This window comes from Vibrio glycogenivorans (assembly GCF_051660965.1).
Taxonomy (GTDB): domain Bacteria; phylum Pseudomonadota; class Gammaproteobacteria; order Enterobacterales; family Vibrionaceae; genus Vibrio.
This window is the reverse complement of the sequence record NZ_JBPVIS010000004.1, coordinates 212,519-229,708: the sequence shown is the minus strand read 5'-3', so window position 1 is coordinate 229,708 and position 17,190 is coordinate 212,519. Positions and strand designations below refer to the sequence as shown.

Below are 17,190 nucleotides of genomic sequence, written 5' to 3'. Positions count from 1 at the left end.
GTAAACCTATTGCCATTGCAAAGCGGCAGCAGGCATAATTTACCCAACCTTGCGTCGATGGGGCTATAACAAGTAGCTTGCTCATCAAATCACACTATTTTGGAGTTATTTGTGTCAAAAAGTAGAAACCCAACCTCGAATGATGTTGCTCGACTCGCCGGGGTTTCACAGGCCACCGTATCACGTGTGCTGAGTGGAAAAGGTTACATCAAGGAAGACACAAAACAGAAGGTGATGGACGCGATTGCCCAACTCAACTATCGCCCTAACGCGTACGCTCGCACCCTCAACAATAGCCGCGCTAATCTGGTTGGAATTCTATTGCCCAGTGCCAACTATTCGATCTATTTAGAGCTGCTTAACCATTTAGTGCAAGCTTGCAAGCAAAAAGGCTATTCGGCGCTGCTTATCCCTGGTGAGCTTAACCAAGAGGAAAATTATTCCATTACCAACTTGCTGCAGTACAAGGTCGATGGAATCATCACCGCCTCTGCCCACCATAAGACCAACCTATATTACGAGTGTAACCTGCTGGGTTTGCCTGTTGTTCAGGTTATGCGGGTTGATGTTGACTCAGAGTGCAGTTATGCCGTGAGTGACAATTATGGGGCAGGTGAGCTGGCAGCCAATGAGATGCTCAAAAGGCGCGGACAAGAGTTGCTCTACATTACCGGTCATCTACCGTCTAAGACTAATGAGGATCGGTATGAGGGCTTTGCCAGCGAAGTCGAGCTGAAACTAGGGTACAGGCCAGAGAGTTTCACTGCCCACTTTGACTATGAAGTATGTAAGTCACTAATACGTAAAAGAGTAAAGCAAAAAGGTATCCCAGACTCCGTGCTGTGTGCGACCGATGTTATTGCTTATGCCTTTATGGATGTGGTTCGGTTCGAGTTCGGCTACCAGGTACCACAAGATGTTCAAGTGATTGGTTACGATGACCTAGAGCAGTCAGCATGCTCAGGCTATCAACTCGCCTCCTTCAGACAGGATATAAAACGCTTGTCCAACGAAGCAGTGTCTCTGCTCGAGCGGCAGATAAACGGCCAAACAGATAAGATTTATAATATTAATGTCTCGGCTAAGTTCATTGAGCGTGGAACATTGAGGGACGTGAGTTAAACCTAGCTCCTAGCTGATGGTGAAGAGTATTTGGCATTAATGAAAAATATAACAAGACACTCATTGTATTGGCACTGTGTCTAATTTCAGGAAGTAGAACGAACCCCAAAATTCGAGCTATCATCTAGTTGTTATGAATGTTTGCATTCTGGTTTTCAGCATCTCTTACCTGATAGGAGTACCATGCTAAACTCCAACCAAATACTGCTGTTTGTCGATGTCGTGCAACAAGGTTCGTTCTCAAAAGCGGCAGCGCTGCATGAGATGGATAACTCGTCGCTCTCAAAACAGATAAAGCGCCTTGAAAGTGATTTGGGTGTACAGCTACTGAATCGTTCTACACGCTCCTTCTCATTGACCTCGGCGGGTGAGGAAATCTTCCAATATGGACAGGCTCTGCGCGACACCTTGCAAGAGATTCAGCTCTCTGCGGATGCCTATCAGGAAAGACCCAAAGGCGTCTTGCGCATCACCTCACCCAGTTATTTTGGTCATCAATATTTACAGCCAGTGATCACCGAGTTTATGCGAGCTCATCCCGATGTTCAGATCCATCACTCGTTAGACGATAGAAAATCTGACATTATCTCTGATCATTACGATCTGGCCTTTCGCCTGAGTAAGTTATCTGACTCGAGCTTGATCGCTAAAACTATCGCTAAATCTCACTTTATCTTGGTGGCGGCAAATTGCTTTGTTGAAGAGTATGGTATGCCTACATCGCCCAAGGCGCTGAATGTCTTGCCAGCGGTTATCTACAGCAATCAAGAGGTGACCTTGGATACGTTTACCATCAGTGAAACGGCCAATGGTGAGGATTTTCAAGAGTACAAAATGCAGGGTCGTTATCGGGTAAATGATGTTCGCACCCTGATTGAAGCGGTCAGAGATGGCGTCGGCTATGCGCGTATTGATGCCTCAAATCTGTTTCGACCGCTCTCAGAGCTTGGGTTGGTCCAGCTGCTGCCAAATCATAGGATAATCTCCGGTGATAAGGCGATTTACGCCCTCTATCCACATCGAAAACAAACTCCGCTGGTTCGATCGTTTATCAGCGCAGTCGAGGCGCACATAGGCAACCCTCCGCGCTGGCTTGAGTATATTGAGGGCAAAACCTAGTTCAAAAAAACAAAACCACCCGCGTAAAATAGCGGGTGGTTCAATGATTCCGTCTTTTGCTAGTTACTACAGGGTAACTAGGACATCTTCAGCGGCAAGGCGAGATTTAGGTAAACCGTAGTTGTAGTCTTGGCCTTCAAGATGATAGCCCATCGCTAGTGCGAACTCACACACATACCCATCAAGTTCTTTTTCGAAGATTTGACCGATCATGTCAGGATCGACGCCCTCCATAGGTGTTGAAGCAATGCCAAGGCGTGCCAACACATGCAGGGTATTACCCAGGGCAATATAGGTTTGCGCCTTAGTCCAGTGGCCATTAAAGCCTGCTGCATCGGTCTGTGACTCAGCAAACCCAAATGCGCCATTGAGCATGTTGTCATACATCTCTGCCGGTAAGTGGCCTGAAGAAACCTCGACATCAACAACCTTGCGGTAATCATCTTTAGTGAACTTTGGGTTATGCGCAAACAAAATAATGTGTGACGCTTCTTTGGCGTGCGGCTGATTAAACTGGTGCATATTGGCGAAAGTGTCATGAAAACGTTGCTTAGCTTCATCACTTTCAATCACGATGAACTTCCATGGCTGTGAGTTAATCGAAGAAGCGGACAAACGGATCGCTTCTTTGATGACATCCATATCTGATGTTGAAATGCGCTTACTTGCATCATATTTCTTTGCTGTATAACGACGATTCAGGTCTTGGATGATTGGATGTGACATGGATAATTCCTCATTGTGTTACCGACGAGGGGCATGTTACTGATCACGGGGAAATAGAAACAGAGCGACTTTGGCCATTCATTATGGATAAATTTGCCCATAATCACTTTTGAATAATCCATGATCTGCTTCTATGTGACAATGTCATGCATCAAGCGCCTTACTCTACGCGGAGCAATTAGAGATCGTTAACGTCTAGTTGTTGTAGGTGGCCCGAACCAGTCGTTATCTAGCTTGCTATACTCAAAGTGATAGAATAGTATCACTTTACGATTCCTTTGGAGCAGCTCTTATGAAAGTAGAACTAGTTACATCGCTTAAACGTCAAGCGACTAAGATCCTCGCAGACCTCCACGATACCAAAGAACCTGTGTTGATTACCGAACATGGTAAGCCATCCGCGTATCTAGTTGATGTTGATGATTATGAGTTTATGCAAAATCGTTTAGCCATTCTGGAGGGTATTGCACGGGGCGAGCGCGCGCTAGCTGACGGTAAAGTCGTGAGTCATGATGAAGCCAAGGACAAAATGTCAAAATGGCTGAAGTAATCTGGACTGAGCCAGCGTTATCTGACCTCAATGATATCGCTGAATACATTGCACTAGAAAATATCGTAGCGGCAAAGCAGTTGGTACAAACCATCTTCTCTAGAGTTGAACGGCTAGAAACCTTCCCAGAGTCAGGTCGTATTCCGCCTGAACTAGAACATTTAAGTTATCGTGAAGTTGTCGTTAATCCATGCCGTGTTTTTTATAAACAGGATGATGGCAAGGTCTTTATTCTGTTTGTAATGCGTGGCGAGAGAGATTTACGTAAGTTCCTTTTGAACAAGCAATAACCTTGGGAGATTAGCGGCTCACAAACGACTATGCCATGATTGTGTCTCACTCTGAGCAAGCCACCTGACAGGTTCTCTGATACAGAAATGTCTGGCAATGTTTCACAAGGGTTTAGTAAGGATAGTTCTTAGCGATGGTATTGTGCCCACTGAGTGAGTCTGTTGAGGCGTTAAAAAAAGGTGAACCTAACGGTTCACCTTTAGTCACAGAAATTAGTTTTTAACGACTAACCGTTATTCAGAATAACTATCAATACTCGGACACGAACAAATCAAGTTTCGGTCGCCATAGACGTTATCCACACGATTCACCGTTGGCCAGTACTTCCAAATATGCGTTGATTGGGTTGGGAAACAACCTAGTTCACGCGAGTACGGGCGCTCCCAACTCTCAGACGCTAAGTCTGCTTGAGTATGTGGGGCGTTAACTAGCGGGTTATTCTCTAGTGGCCACTCTCCAGACTCAACCTTACTCATTTCTTGGCGAATTGCGATCATTGCCTCGCAGAAGCGGTCTAGCTCTTCCAAGTCTTCCGATTCGGTTGGCTCGACCATTAGTGTACCTGCTACTGGGAATGACATGGTTGGCGCGTGGAATCCGTAGTCCATTAGACGCTTAGCAATGTCTTCTTCGCTGATACCAGTTTGCTCTTTGAGCGGGCGAATATCGATGATGCACTCATGCGCAACGCGACCATTGGTGCCTCGGTAGAGGATAGGGTAGTGCGGACGAAGGCGCTCCATCACGTAGTTAGCGTTGAGAATCGCTACCTTAGTAGCGTCAGTCAGGCCCTCTTCGCCCATCATGGCAATGTAGGCCCATGAGATAGGTAGGATTGATGCGCTGCCTAGGTCTGCGGCGGCGACAGCAAAGTCGCTGCCCTCAACACCATTTTCGATGTGCCCTGGCAGGAACGGCGCAAGGTGAGATTTAACACCGATTGGTCCCATGCCTGGACCACCACCACCGTGCGGAATACAGAAGGTTTTGTGCAGGTTTAGGTGCGATACATCAGAGCCGATAAAGCCCGGAGAAGTAAGGCCTACCTGAGCGTTCATGTTTGCTCCGTCGAGGTAAACCTGACCGCCAGCGGCATGAACCATGGCGCATACCTCTTTAACCTGCTCTTCATATACCCCATGAGTTGATGGGTAAGTGATCATGATGCTGGAGAGATTCTCAGCGTGTTTCTCAATTTTTGCCGCCAGATCGTCAATGTCGATGTTGCCATCGTCGTCGCATTTCACTACCACCACCTTCATCGATACCATTGAAGCGGTGGCTGGGTTGGTGCCGTGTGCTGAGCTTGGGATCAAGCACACGTTACGGTGAGCTTCACCACGGCTCTCATGGTAGCGCTGAATCGCAATCAGACCGGCATACTCACCAGAGGCGCCGGAGTTGGGTTGCAGTGAGAACGCATCATATCCCGTTATCTCACACAGCTTCTGCTTGAGATCGGCAGCCAATGCGCTGTAGCCCGCCGCTTGCTCTACTGGAGCATATGGGTGGATCGCGCCAAACTGAGGCCAAGTCACCGGAATCATCTCAGCGGCTGCGTTCAACTTCATGGTACAGCTGCCCAGCGGGATCATGCCGTGGGTGAGAGAGAAATCTTTGTTTTCTAGCTGCTTCAGGTAACGCATCATCTGCGTCTCACTATGGTGGGTATTGAACACCGGGTGCGTGAGGTAGCGCGTGCTGCGTCGACAAGCCTCAGGGATCGAGGCAAATTCGTTATCGGCAATCTCAGCAGAGAGCGCCTGTGCCTGCTCTTTGATATCAAACACAGCGAACAAGACATTGATGTCTTCAATCGTGGTGGTTTCGTCGAAACTGATACCCAGCTGGCCATCGAGCTTACGCAGGTTGATCTCAGCGCTTAGAGCACGCTTGTACAGGGTCTCTGTATTGTCGCCAGTATTGACCGTCAAGGTGTCAAAGAAGCTATTATGAGCAAGTTCGTAACCGGACTTGGTTAGACCTGCAGCCAAGATAGCCGTTAAGTGATGCGTGCGACGGGCAATCGTCTTAAGCCCCTCTTCACCATGATACACCGCGTAGAAGGCGGCCATATTGGCTAGAAGTGCTTGTGCGGTACAGATGTTCGAGGTCGCTTTCTCACGGCGGATGTGCTGCTCACGGGTTTGCATCGCCATACGCAGGGCTTGATTGCCTTTGCTGTCGATAGAAACCCCAATAACACGACCCGGCATGGTACGTTTATGCTTGTCTCGCGTGGCCATAAAGGCGGCGTGTGGACCGCCATAGCCCATAGGCACGCCGAAGCGTTGTGCCGAGCCAATCACCACATCCGCACCCATTTCACCAGCAGGCTTTAGTAGAGCTGAGGCGAGTAGGTCAGTGGCCACAGTGACTAGCGTTTTGTTGGCTTGAGCTTTGGCTATCACGTCAGTGAGGTCGCGAACTTCCCCTGTTGTTCCTGGGTACTGAATCAGCGCACCAAACACATCTTGCTCTGGTAATGTATCCAAAGGAGCAACCACTACCTCAAAGCCGATGTACTTGGCTCGGGTTTTAACTACTTCGAGAGTTTGCGGGTGAACATCATCAGCGACAAAAAATACTTGGCTCTTGCTCTTGCCCGCACGCTTACATAGCGTCATTGCCTCTGCCGCTGCCGTTGCTTCATCAAGTAGCGAGGCGTTGGCGATCTCCATGCCGGTCAGGTCCATCACCATCTGCTGATAATTGAGCAGTGCTTCAAGGCGACCTTGCGAAATCTCTGGCTGATAAGGGGTATAAGCGGTATACCAACCTGGGTTTTCCAGCACGTTACGCAAAATCACGTTTGGCGTCACCGTGTTGTAGTAACCTTGGCCAATAAAGGTACGGTAAACCTTATTCTGCTCGGCAAAGGCACGCATCGATTTGAGCATGTCGGTTTCGCTTTGTGCCTCGGCGAGAGAAAGCGGCTTCTCTAGGCGGATCTGCTGCGGGACCGTTTGATCGATAAGATCATCTAGGCTCTCGGCGTTGATCGCCGCCAGCATTTTGGCTTGATCGGCTAGGTTGGGGCCATTGTGCCTGGCAACAAACTCGTGCTGTGTGCCAAGGCGCTTGAGTAAATCTGTCATCTGTGAACCTCCTCCTGAGGACTTAGCGCTGTCGTGATGGTGAGTTTTAGTTATCTCGCGCTAAGAAAAGCTGCTCTGTCTGCGGTTATTGCTGCTTCACTTACGATAGCCAGTAAGAAACGATCGCCTTAAGAAACAGTTCAGCTCGAGCAGCTTATGTGTGTTTATTCTTCTTCGATCGAGTTGTGATACTCTTCGGCGTCTTTAAGATCGCCAAGCTCTTCTGCATCACTCATTTTAACGCGAACGATCCAGCCACCTTCGTATGGCTCTTCGTTGACCAACTCAGGGCTGTCTTCTAGGTCTTCGTTGATCTCAACAATCTCACCGCTGATCGGTGCATAAATGTCTGACGCTGCCTTCACTGATTCAACCAGTGAGAAGGTGTCGCCTGCAGAGATCTCGTCTTCCACTTCTGGCAGATCGACGAATACTACGTCGCCAAGCATCTGCTGGGCGTGATCAGAAATTCCGATAGTGACCGTGCCATCTCCATTGTCGCGCACCCATTCATGGCTATCTGCAAACTTCAGTGTTTTATCCATTTTCTTGGTCTCCAAACCGTCAATTCTCAGGATTTATAATTCCAACATTCAAGTAACATACGCATAGAGTAGCAAATATTCAAATAAAATTTCCTATAGGAAACAAAATTAAGACATTTTCAAATTCCTGTGCTAATTTCTTTGAACATTAAAATGGATTTTAGCAGTTAACGTTGGTCTTCGATTGGCTGTTGACTGTCTCGATTGAGATGGAGAGAGAGGTATGACACAACAGCAACTGGATGACTATCCATCCATCACACTCGCCAAGCAGACCGCTGATGAGGCGATTGAGCCTTTGCGCCTTGGTGCACGCATTAAAGCGATCCGGCTGGCAATGACGCTGACCTTAGAAGAGGCTAGTCAGCGTACAGGGCTTGCGCGCTCTACACTGAGCAAGATCGAAAACGAGCAGATCTCGCCCACCTTTCAAGCGATGCAAAAACTTGCCCACGGCCTGCAGATTGATATGCCGCAACTCTTTGAACCACAAAGTAAAAACATATCATCTGGCCGCCGGGATATCACCTTGAAAGGGCAGGGAAAACCCCACCCGACACCGACCTATGAACACGAGTTATTGGCCACTCAACTGTCTCGCAAGAAGATGATGCCGTTCAAGAGTAAGGTACGTGCACGGGATATCGCTGAGTACCCAGATTGGGTTCGTCACGACGGTGAGGAGTTTTTGCTTATCCTGTCCGGGTCGGTGTGTTTTTACTCTGAGTTCTATGAACCCTTGCCGCTCAGTGAAGGGGATAGTGTTTACTACGATGCCAATATGGGGCACATGCTCACTTCAACCAGTGAAGAGGATGCTCTAATTTTATGGGTCACATCGAAATAAGCGAAATTTAATTTTGATGCGTGTTTCCAATAGTGTCGTAGAGTTTTTAATGACAAATCAGGCTAACAATCTAGTCACATTGTCTGTACTAATTATGTTTTTTAGACGTTAATTTGGCGGAGAGCTAAAGTCGATACAAAGACAGCTCCAATCTATAATCTCAATGTCCACTATACGAAACACGCGCTACATCGAACGATATTAAGTCAGTTGATCATGGAGAGAGTCATGACTGAACAAGTAAGTGAAGAATTATTGAAAACCCCGTTGTACCAAAGCCACTTAGATGCAGGCGCGAAAATGGTACCGTTTGCTGGCTATGACATGCCAGTCCAGTACCCATTGGGGGTGAAAAAAGAGCACCTTCACACGCGTCAAGCTGCAGGCCTGTTTGATGTTTCCCATATGGGACAGCTGTTGCTGCGAGGTGACACTCGAGCTGAGTTTATGGAAACCTTGGTGCCGGTTGATGTCGTCGGGCTAGAAGTGGGTAAACAGCGTTATGCTTTGTTTACTAACGAGCGAGGCGGGATCCAAGACGATCTTATGATTGCCAATCTTGGCGATGAGCTGTTCATCGTCGTTAACGCTGCGTGTAAATCACAGGATATTGCGCACATAAAAGCGCATCTTCCTGAGAGCCTGACACTGGAAGTCATTGAAGATCGAGCACTGCTTGCTCTGCAAGGACCTAAGGCTGCTGAAGTATTGGCGCGTTTTGCGCCGAGTGTGGCCGAGATGGTGTTTATGGATGTCGCACGCATTGAGATCCAAGGGGTTGAATGCATCGTTTCTCGTAGTGGCTACACCGGCGAAGATGGTTATGAGATCTCCGTGCCGGCCGAGCAAGCAAGTAAACTTGCGGCTGCACTCACCACAGAAGATGAGGTGGAGTGGATTGGCCTAGGTGCTCGTGACTCGCTGCGCCTTGAGTGTGGTTTGTGTCTCTATGGTCACGACCTTGACACAACCACCACGCCTGTCGAGGCAAGCCTACTTTGGGCTATCCAGCCTGTGCGTCGCAAAGGCGGCGAGCGCGAGGGAGGTTTTCCTGGCGCTGAGGTAATCATAGAGCAGATTGTAACCAAGGACGTATCACGTAAACGTGTTGGTCTGGTCGGTCAGACAAAAGCGCCAGTGCGCGAAGGCGTTGAGCTATTCGATGCTGACGGGAATTGTATTGGTGTGGTTACGAGTGGGACAGCGGGACCAAACGCAGGCAAACCCGTTTCAATGGCGTATGTCGCCACCTCGTTTGCTACCATAGGCACAGAAGTGTTCGCCTCAGTACGAGGGAAACTGCTGCCGATGACGGTAGAAAAAATGCCGTTTGTGCCGCAGCGTTATTATCGTGGTTAATAGCTAATAGCTAGGGTGATAATTCAAGCAGTTAAACTAAAAAGAGACTCATATGAGTCTCTTTTTGTTAGCGACTAGCAGGCGACGTTCAGGATCAAATTGAGCTTCATTGGCAACACCGACAGCCGTTCCGTCAAGTGAGCACGGGTGCGGGTCAGCTCTTTGACATTCAGCGCATTATCAACCGAGTGAACATTGAGCTTAACCATCAGTTCGTTACCGACCTTAGTGACCGCGACGACTCTGATGTTGGACTCTAAATCACGATTAATCAGGTTCACTTCTCTCATCACCTTAACTGTGACTTCTTTGCGCGGCGCCATCATTAACATTTCACGAAAGGCGTTTAACAGCATTTCCGATGGTACTTTCAAAAAGTAAAAGCCCATGATCAACATCATAATTGGGTCAGCAAGACCAGCAAAGCGCGCCAATGGTGTGTGGTTTAAGACAAAGGCAGTAATAAAGCCCACCGCGACCGCCAAACTGATCAGCGTATCCATTTTCCATTGCTTGGCTTCAGCTTCAATCAAACCGCTTTTACAGCGGCGTGCGTGCTTGCTGACGTACCACCAACCGATAGCGCAGCCAATCACGTTGATCACACCAAAGATAAAGGCTGTGCCAGTATCGACATCGCGTCCGCCCTCTAGCAAAGAGATCACTGCGGAATAAAGCGAGGTAACGACCAAGCCAAGGATAACCGCGCCCTTCACCGCAATCACTAGCGGCTCGAGTGCTGCTTTACCAAATGGGAAGGCATTGACGGCGGGCTTGGCAATGTAAGCAGCAACCAAAAGAGAAAGCAGTGTCAGTAGTAGACTGATGAGTGAGTATGCACCGTCAAAAATAATGACGAGCGAGCCGACGTACCAGCCCAAGACGACGCCCAGAACCGCAAAACTGAGTGACAAAAATGCTGAAAATTTGAGAATGCGGGTTTCAAGTTGTGAGTTTGACTGCGTCATGGGGGTATTCCGGTGAAAGTTCGCGGCTAATCATGGGTGACTGACACGTAATTCACAACGTTTAATTGATCCGTACAGACAGTTCTCGTCATGATTCAGGTTATTTAGTTCGATAGATCAATAGCTTACTGCAAATCATTGGTGTCAATTAATTTGGCGCTGAGCGCAGGCTAAAAGGTAAACAGGTAATCACTGATCTTATCTGCTAACCACAGCATCCCGGCGTCTTCCGCCAGGCCGGCGGTGGAGAACATACAGAAATCTTCTTGAGTCAGGCCGTAGGTGTGTTTGATCACAGCAAGCTCTTGGCTGCGCAGCTTTGGGCGTATCAGAGGCTCAGGCAGCACTCCCCAGGCACTTTCTTGTACTATAGTGTTGAGCATAAATTCAAAGCTAGAAAAGCCAAGGTACTTCAGGGCAAAAGGCTCAAGCTCTGGGTTCTCTTTTTCATTAAGGTAAACCATGATCGCCTGCATGTGGGCGCGCAGTTGCTCGTCATTCACTCGGCGCAGCATGGCTAACGGGTGATCGCTGCGACACACCGACATCATACGAATCTTACCTAGCGGGTGATACGCAAGTTTGGGATCATCAATGCGCTCATAATCAACACCAAAGGCATAGTCAACCTGTTGAGTTTCGACCAAGTTCGCTAAGTCACCACTAGAGGCAAGAACAAAATTAAATGAGGTGGCCGGGAAGCGCTTATTGAGGGCATGTGCCCACTCTTGCCAAATACTATCTGGAATCGCATCGTCACGAGCGATCCAGCGCTCAGCGATAAACTCACTAGTGGCTTGGGCACAGGTTTGGCGGATCCGCGAGGCCGTCGCAAGCAGGTTTTCACAATCTTTGACAATCGCCTTGCCTGCTTCAGACAGGCTGAGATGATTGCCGGTACGTTCAAATAAGGCCACATCCAGCTCACTCTCGAGCGCTTTGATCGCCATGCTCAGCTTAGTGCGGTTACAATCAAGCTGACGGGCAGCTTGGGAGACCGAACCGGTTGAGGCAACGGTAAAAAAGGCTTCAATTTGAACTAAGTTCATGGTTATCAATATCCTGTAACGAACAAATGTTATACAAACAGTTATGCATGGGTTGTGTATGTTTGATCCTGCCTACGAATTTGGTAGGCACCGCTTGATTATAAAGACAAGTTAGGGTCTAGTTATACCCAAGTAATTCAAGATGTAGAAGGCTACACTCTGAGATTACTTGGTTATAACTCATTGCTCCAATTAGATTCGGGCTTTAGGGAGAGTAAAATGGCATTAGATTGGGATGTTGTCGCTGATACTTGGGAAGAGAACGAGGCTGTACAGACGTTCGCCGACCGAGCGTTTTGTTCACTCAGTGGGGTCGTCGACGTTGCAAACAAAAGCATCCTGGATTTTGGCTGTGGGACAGGGATCCTCAGTCAACAGTTAGCACCAATGGCAAAAAGTATCGTTGCGTTGGATAGCTCTGAAGCAATGATTGAGCAGCTGGATGAGAAACAGCTTAGTAATGTTGAGCCGGTGGTCGATATGCTCACCCGTGGCCTAGTGGCACAACACCCGGCGTTTCGAGGTCAATTTGATCTGGTTGTTGCGTCATCGGTTTGTGGCTTTCTGCCGAACTTTTCTGATGTTTGTGACATTATTTACTCGGTCTTGGATGACAATGGCGTGTTTATCCACTGGGATTGGGAAGCACAGTCCAAAGAAGACGGCCTGACCAAAGATTATGTTGAGCAAGTGCTGTCGTGCGTTGGTTTTGGCCTCGTAACCGTCAAAGATGGCTTTGTGATTGAGACCGAGCAGGGCCCAAAAAAAGTGATGATGGGCATCGCGCGCAAGTAAGCGTTCTCTGATTAATTTCGTTTAAAACCACTTGGAGTCACTGCCAAGTGGTTTTTTTATTGTCTGACGGTATAGTTATCCTTTTCGCCGCCGATACTTGGTTATTCTGTCCTACTCATGGAGCTCTCATTATGAAAAAATGGCTGATGATGATGATCTTACTGTTGATCGGTACCGTTTCTGCTGGGATTGGCTACTACTTGTTTGTCCACCAGAGTGAGTTGGTGGTCGATGAGGTCGAGGAGGCTGAACTTACCCCTATTGAGGGGGAGCCGTCTGTTAATGAGATTGAGCCAGAACGAGAGTCTGAAGCTCAAATACCCATGCCCGAGGAGCCGATACGAGAGTACTATGTGGCAAAGCCGAGAATTGCGGTTAGGGAATCACGCGAAGAGCAAGCTTTTGCTGAGCGCGAGCTATTTCGTGGCGATAAAGTGGTTGTGCTCGAACAGGTACAAGGGTGGGGCCGGATCTCCTCCTATTTTGTTTATCATGAGGGCGGTGAAGAGGTCGCCGAATGGGTCAGACTTGATCAGTTACAATTAGAGCCGCCTGAGATAAGTAAAGAGGAGCGCTATGAAGCCCTGCAGTGGTCAATCCAAGGCTCGGATGATTATTTGCTCTATCAGCAAGCGTTCACGCAATACTCAGATCAATTGATTGAGGAGAAGCGTTGCGATCTGCTCGACTTTGAAGAGAGCAGTGGCTGGATGCGCTCGATTAATTATCCAGACAGGCAGGTTTACTTTGTGTACTGTGGCGGTTTGCTGCCCAGCGACAAGGTGTATCTTGATGTCGAAAATGGCGAAATTTTCGCTCCTTCTTACTAACCTACAGCCTTATTAACTACACAAGTCAGCCTATCAACGGTGGTGAATTCTCTCTGTTGATAGGTCGTCGCTATCAAAACTATCGATATCTTCCATTTCTAATCGGTGCGCCCTATTTATAAACTAAAGACATCAAAACTGATGTATTAGAAAAATGAATAGAGTACTTGTTGTTGAGGGCGGAGCGATGCGCGGCATCTTCGCCAGCGGGGTGTTGGACGCTTTTTTAGCCGCTGAATACCAACCTTTTGACGCCGTGATAGGGGTCTCGGCAGGGGCAGCCAACTTATCTGGTTATTTGGCTGGTAAGGTCGGTCGTAATAAGACCATCATCACCGAGATGGCGACACAAAAACGTTTCTTTGACCCACTGCGATTTTTCAAAGGTGGCAACCTTATTGATGTGAAATGGTTATGGGAGTGCAGTAAAGAGACGCTACCGATAAATATTGATGATGTCGTCAATAATATCCCTTTCTACGTTAGTGTCACGGATATCAATAATGGTCAATCGGACTATTACCAACTTGATGAATTAAACATCGACAAACTGATTGAGGCCACCACGGCGCTGCCATTGGTTTATAAAGACAGCGCCTGTCTAGCGAATTCGTGTTTTATTGACGGTGGTGTCGCTGACTCTATTCCAGTCATAAAGGCTTATCAAATGGGGGCAAAAGAGATCACCGTGATCCTGTCCAAGCCGCTAGGTTATGAAATGAATCAGCAAAAGTTTCCTAACTTAATCAGAAAGTTGATGCCCAATCACAAAGCGGTCGCTGAGGCACTAATCGCTCGTCACAGTTACTATAATAAAACATTAGAGTTTATAAAAAATCCCCCACAGGATGTCACGATACAGGTTATCTCTCCTGATGAGCGATTTAACGTTGGCAGGTTTACTCGAAGTAAAAGCAAATTAGAGCAAGGCTATCAACTGGGCATTGAGGAAGGTAACAAATTTTTGACTAATATCAATATCTGTTAACATTTGCTGGTCTTACAATAAGACTGCTAGTGAGGAAGACTATTATTTTGATTCGTATTTGTTCCGGGCTGAAAAACCACGAGTGGTAAGAAAGCGTTACTCTGCTCGGTATAACAACCAGCCCAATCGTAAGTTAAAAGACTAATTAAGGATGAGAGTATGACTAAGAAACTTACTACGGCTGCTGGTTGCCCAGTTGCACACAATCAGGACACAATGACGGCAGGCAAACGTGGTCCGGCGCTATTGCAAGATGTGTGGCTGCTGGAAAAAATGGCGCACTTTGACCGCGAGGTGATCCCTGAGCGTCGAATGCACGCCAAAGGCTCTGGAGCTTACGGAACCTTTACCGTCACTCACGATATTACCCAATACACCAAGGCGGCCATTTTCTCTCAAATAGGAAAAACCACCGATCTGTTTGCACGCTTTACTACGGTGGCGGGAGAGCGCGGTGCGGCTGATGCTGAGCGTGATATTCGTGGTTTCGCGATCAAGTTCTACACCGAGGAGGGGAACTGGGATTTAGTCGGTAATAACACGCCCGTGTTTTTCCTGCGCGATCCACTCAAATTCCCTGATCTTAACCATGCGGTAAAACGCGACCCTCGCACCAATATGCGCAGTGCTGAGAACAATTGGGACTTTTGGACCTCGCTTCCAGAGGCACTCCATCAGGTGACGATAGTGATGAGTGATCGTGGGATACCGGCGAGCTATCGTCATATGAATGGCTATGGCAGCCACACTTTCAGCCTTATCAATGCCGATAATCAACGGGTTTGGGTGAAATTCCATTTCAAAACCCAACAAGGGATCAAGAACCTAACCGACCAAGAAGCTGAGCGTATTATTGGACAAGATCGTGAGAGCCATCAGCGTGATCTCTACGACAGCATCGAGAATGGTGACTTCCCTAAGTGGATCCTTAAGATCCAGGTTATGACTGAAGAGCAAGCACAAAGCGTTGACTTTAATCCGTTTGATTTAACCAAGGTATGGCCACACAGCGATTTCCCATTGCTGGAAGTCGGGGTACTTGAGCTAAATCGTAATCCTGAAAACTTCTTTGCGGAGGTGGAGCAATCGGCATTTAATCCAGCGGCGGTTGTCCCTGGCATCGGTTTCTCGCCGGATAGAATGCTGCAAGGTCGCCTGTTCTCCTATGGTGATGCACAGCGCTATCGACTTGGGGTTAACCACCACCAAATCCCAGTGAATGCGCCGCGCTGTCCAGTACATAGCTATCACCGAGATGGTGCGATGCGGGTGGATGGCAATTATGGCTCAACCAAAGGTTATGAGCCCAATCAATATGGAGAATGGGCCGAGCAGCCAGAGCATGCCGAACCAGCATTGGATCTCACTGGTGCGGCAGGCCACTGGGATCATCGTGAGGATAGCGACTACTTCACTCAGGCGGGAAACTTGTTCCGCATTATGACGGCTGATGAGCAGCAGCGTCTGTTTGAGAATACCGCGCGCTCATTAGGCGGCGCTTCCAAACCGATACAGCTCAAACACTTGCGCCACACACTGCAAGCTGACCGGGCCTATGCCGAGGGACTAGCCGCCGCGCTGGGTATCGATATAGCACTGGTGGAGGAGAGCTATGAGCCTGCTTAAACACTTGTTGTGTTTCGATCGGTTGTTTTTTGTCTTTGAGCATATCGAAGACTCTGTTAAGCCCATTTATTACTAAGATAGCGTAACCTTAAACAAGCCCAGCACTGACTCGCGTCTCTGCTGGGCTTTTTGCTGACCGCTGCTAATTTTCTCTCAGCGAGCATCGCGTGTTACTATGGCTTCCTCGTAGTATAAGGAAGTTATGTATGCGTCATTTGCACACCAGTGTCCACCCATCGATAGCACATCTCGATCAGGTCTCAATCATCAAACGCGATGCCGCGCGCGCCATCGTGGTCAGTGGTGAGGATATTCTGCTGTTGTATACCGAGCGTTATCACGATTATACCTTACCCGGTGGTGGGATTGACTCTGGCGAAGACAAACTGGCGGCACTCGTGCGAGAACTTGAGGAAGAAACGGGCGCCAATAACATTCATTCGATCAAGCCTTATGGCATCTACGAAGAGTTCCGGCCTTGGTATAAAGATGACGCGGACGTGATGCACATGATCTCCTATTGCTATACCTGCAAGATTGACCGTCAGTTAGGCCAGACGCGCTATGAGGATTATGAGGTCAAAAATGGCATGCAGCCGGTGTGGATGAACATTCATGAGGCGATTGCCCACAACGAACAAACCATGGCTCAGAGCCCGAAAAAAGGCATGAGTATAGAGCGAGAAACCTACCTGCTGCACCGAGTGGCAAAAGAGTTACTATAAATGTTAGTGATTAGACCCATTGAAAAACAAGATGATGACGCAATCAGTCAGATTATTGACCAAGTAGGCCGAGAGTTTGGTGCCATCGGTGATGGCTTTGGCCCATCCGATGCCGAGGTGTCGGCGATGAGCGAACACTACTCAAATGAGCAGGGCGCACGGTATTTTGTCGCTGAGCTCAACAATCAAGTCATTGGGGGTGGCGGGATTGCCGCGTTAAATGACGAGGGAGTCTGTGAGCTAAGAAAGCTGTTTCTGCTGCCCGAGGCGAGAGGAAAAGGGGTTGGCGCCAAGCTGGTAACCGCATGCCTAGATTATGCACAGCAGCAGGGTTACAAGGCTTGCTATCTCGATACGCTGAAAACCATGACGGTCGCGATACGCCTCTACCAACAGTTTGGTTTTGAACCACTAAGCGCGCCTTATTCCGGTACGATTCACTGCGGGTGTGACGTATGGATGCTAAAATCGTTGCAACCCTGTCACGCACTTTAAACCCTGTGGTCATCTTAGTGCGTAATAATCGTTAAGAGGTAATCGCTTGCCATGGAG

Annotated in this window: 17 protein-coding genes; 12 read left to right on the top strand and 5 right to left on the bottom strand. The window is 48.3% G+C overall.

From position 1 onward, the window contains the following. The first annotated feature begins 111 nt into the window (after positions 1-111). Together ACSTTG_RS11785 and ACSTTG_RS11780 are read left to right on the top strand one after the other, a co-directional pair. A complete protein-coding gene (locus ACSTTG_RS11785) occupies positions 112-1,122 on the top strand; it encodes a LacI family DNA-binding transcriptional regulator (RefSeq protein ID WP_438474943.1) in 1,011 nt (336 codons plus the stop codon). A 183-nt stretch (positions 1,123-1,305) separates the two neighbouring features. After that, complete coding sequence (locus ACSTTG_RS11780) at positions 1,306-2,241, top strand: LysR family transcriptional regulator (protein ID WP_438474942.1); 936 nt, start codon at positions 1,306-1,308, stop codon at positions 2,239-2,241. A gap of 66 nt (positions 2,242-2,307) precedes the next feature. Here ACSTTG_RS11780 and ACSTTG_RS11775 read toward each other — a convergent pair whose 3' ends face one another. Continuing rightward, a complete protein-coding gene (locus tag ACSTTG_RS11775) occupies positions 2,308-2,967 on the bottom strand; it encodes an NAD(P)H-dependent oxidoreductase (RefSeq protein ID WP_438474941.1) in 660 nt (219 codons plus the stop codon). A 292-nt stretch (positions 2,968-3,259) separates the two neighbouring features. Here ACSTTG_RS11775 and ACSTTG_RS11770 point away from each other — a divergent pair, with 292 nt between their 5' ends. Continuing rightward, positions 3,260-3,517: a type II toxin-antitoxin system Phd/YefM family antitoxin gene (locus ACSTTG_RS11770; RefSeq protein ID WP_005448240.1), complete on the top strand. Its 258-nt coding sequence runs from the start codon at positions 3,260-3,262 to the stop codon at positions 3,515-3,517. Next, entirely contained in the window at positions 3,505-3,807 is a 303-nt protein-coding gene (locus tag ACSTTG_RS11765; protein WP_438456938.1) for a type II toxin-antitoxin system RelE/ParE family toxin, read from the top strand. Before ACSTTG_RS11770 ends, ACSTTG_RS11765 begins: the two co-directional genes overlap by 13 nt. A gap of 234 nt (positions 3,808-4,041) precedes the next feature. Here ACSTTG_RS11765 and gcvP read toward each other — a convergent pair whose 3' ends face one another. Together gcvP and gcvH are read right to left on the bottom strand one after the other, a co-directional pair. Beyond that, positions 4,042-6,906 carry an aminomethyl-transferring glycine dehydrogenase gene (gcvP, locus tag ACSTTG_RS11760; RefSeq protein WP_438474940.1) on the bottom strand — a complete coding sequence of 955 codons (2,865 nt, stop codon included), beginning with the start codon at positions 6,904-6,906 and terminating at the stop codon, positions 4,042-4,044. Between the two features lie 164 nt (positions 6,907-7,070). Next, the gene (gcvH, locus tag ACSTTG_RS11755) at positions 7,071-7,451 is read right to left on the bottom strand and encodes a glycine cleavage system protein GcvH (protein WP_438456940.1); all 381 of its coding nucleotides are present in this window, start codon (positions 7,449-7,451) and stop codon (positions 7,071-7,073) included. Between the two features lie 223 nt (positions 7,452-7,674). Here gcvH and ACSTTG_RS11750 point away from each other — a divergent pair, with 223 nt between their 5' ends. Further along, a complete protein-coding gene (locus tag ACSTTG_RS11750; protein WP_438456941.1) occupies positions 7,675-8,298 on the top strand; it encodes a helix-turn-helix domain-containing protein in 624 nt (207 codons plus the stop codon). A 228-nt stretch (positions 8,299-8,526) separates the two neighbouring features. Then, positions 8,527-9,657, top strand: coding sequence for a glycine cleavage system aminomethyltransferase GcvT (gcvT, locus tag ACSTTG_RS11745; RefSeq protein WP_438474939.1), 1,131 nt, complete (start codon positions 8,527-8,529; stop codon positions 9,655-9,657). Between the two features lie 74 nt (positions 9,658-9,731). Here the strand turns inward: gcvT and ACSTTG_RS11740 are convergent, their stop codons facing one another. Then, positions 9,732-10,625: a cation diffusion facilitator family transporter gene (locus ACSTTG_RS11740; protein WP_438456943.1), complete on the bottom strand. Its 894-nt coding sequence runs from the start codon at positions 10,623-10,625 to the stop codon at positions 9,732-9,734. Between the two features lie 170 nt (positions 10,626-10,795). Continuing rightward, complete coding sequence (locus ACSTTG_RS11735; RefSeq protein WP_438456944.1) at positions 10,796-11,674, bottom strand: LysR family transcriptional regulator; 879 nt, start codon at positions 11,672-11,674, stop codon at positions 10,796-10,798. A 219-nt stretch (positions 11,675-11,893) separates the two neighbouring features. On the opposite strand from ACSTTG_RS11735, the gene ACSTTG_RS11730 reads away from it, so the two are divergent. The 6 genes from ACSTTG_RS11730 (at position 11,894) to ACSTTG_RS11705 (ending at position 17,133) form a co-directional block, all read left to right on the top strand. Further along, positions 11,894-12,469 carry a class I SAM-dependent DNA methyltransferase gene (locus ACSTTG_RS11730; protein WP_438474938.1) on the top strand — a complete coding sequence of 192 codons (576 nt, stop codon included), beginning with the start codon at positions 11,894-11,896 and terminating at the stop codon, positions 12,467-12,469. Between the two features lie 131 nt (positions 12,470-12,600). Next, on the top strand, positions 12,601-13,299 hold the full coding sequence (locus ACSTTG_RS11725) for a hypothetical protein (RefSeq protein ID WP_438456946.1): 699 nt from the start codon (positions 12,601-12,603) through the stop codon (positions 13,297-13,299). Positions 13,300-13,453: 154 nt separating this feature from the next. After that, positions 13,454-14,287, top strand: coding sequence for a patatin-like phospholipase family protein (locus ACSTTG_RS11720; RefSeq protein ID WP_438474937.1), 834 nt, complete (start codon positions 13,454-13,456; stop codon positions 14,285-14,287). Positions 14,288-14,446: 159 nt separating this feature from the next. Continuing rightward, positions 14,447-15,913 (top strand): catalase, encoded by a 1,467-nt coding sequence (locus ACSTTG_RS11715; RefSeq protein ID WP_438474936.1) that lies wholly within the window; start codon positions 14,447-14,449, stop codon positions 15,911-15,913. Positions 15,914-16,119: 206 nt separating this feature from the next. Continuing rightward, positions 16,120-16,638 (top strand): NUDIX domain-containing protein, encoded by a 519-nt coding sequence (locus tag ACSTTG_RS11710; RefSeq protein WP_438456949.1) that lies wholly within the window; start codon positions 16,120-16,122, stop codon positions 16,636-16,638. After that, positions 16,639-17,133, top strand: a complete 495-nt coding sequence (locus tag ACSTTG_RS11705; RefSeq protein ID WP_438456950.1) for a GNAT family N-acetyltransferase — start codon at positions 16,639-16,641, stop codon at positions 17,131-17,133. The last annotated feature ends 57 nt before the right edge of the window (positions 17,134-17,190 follow it).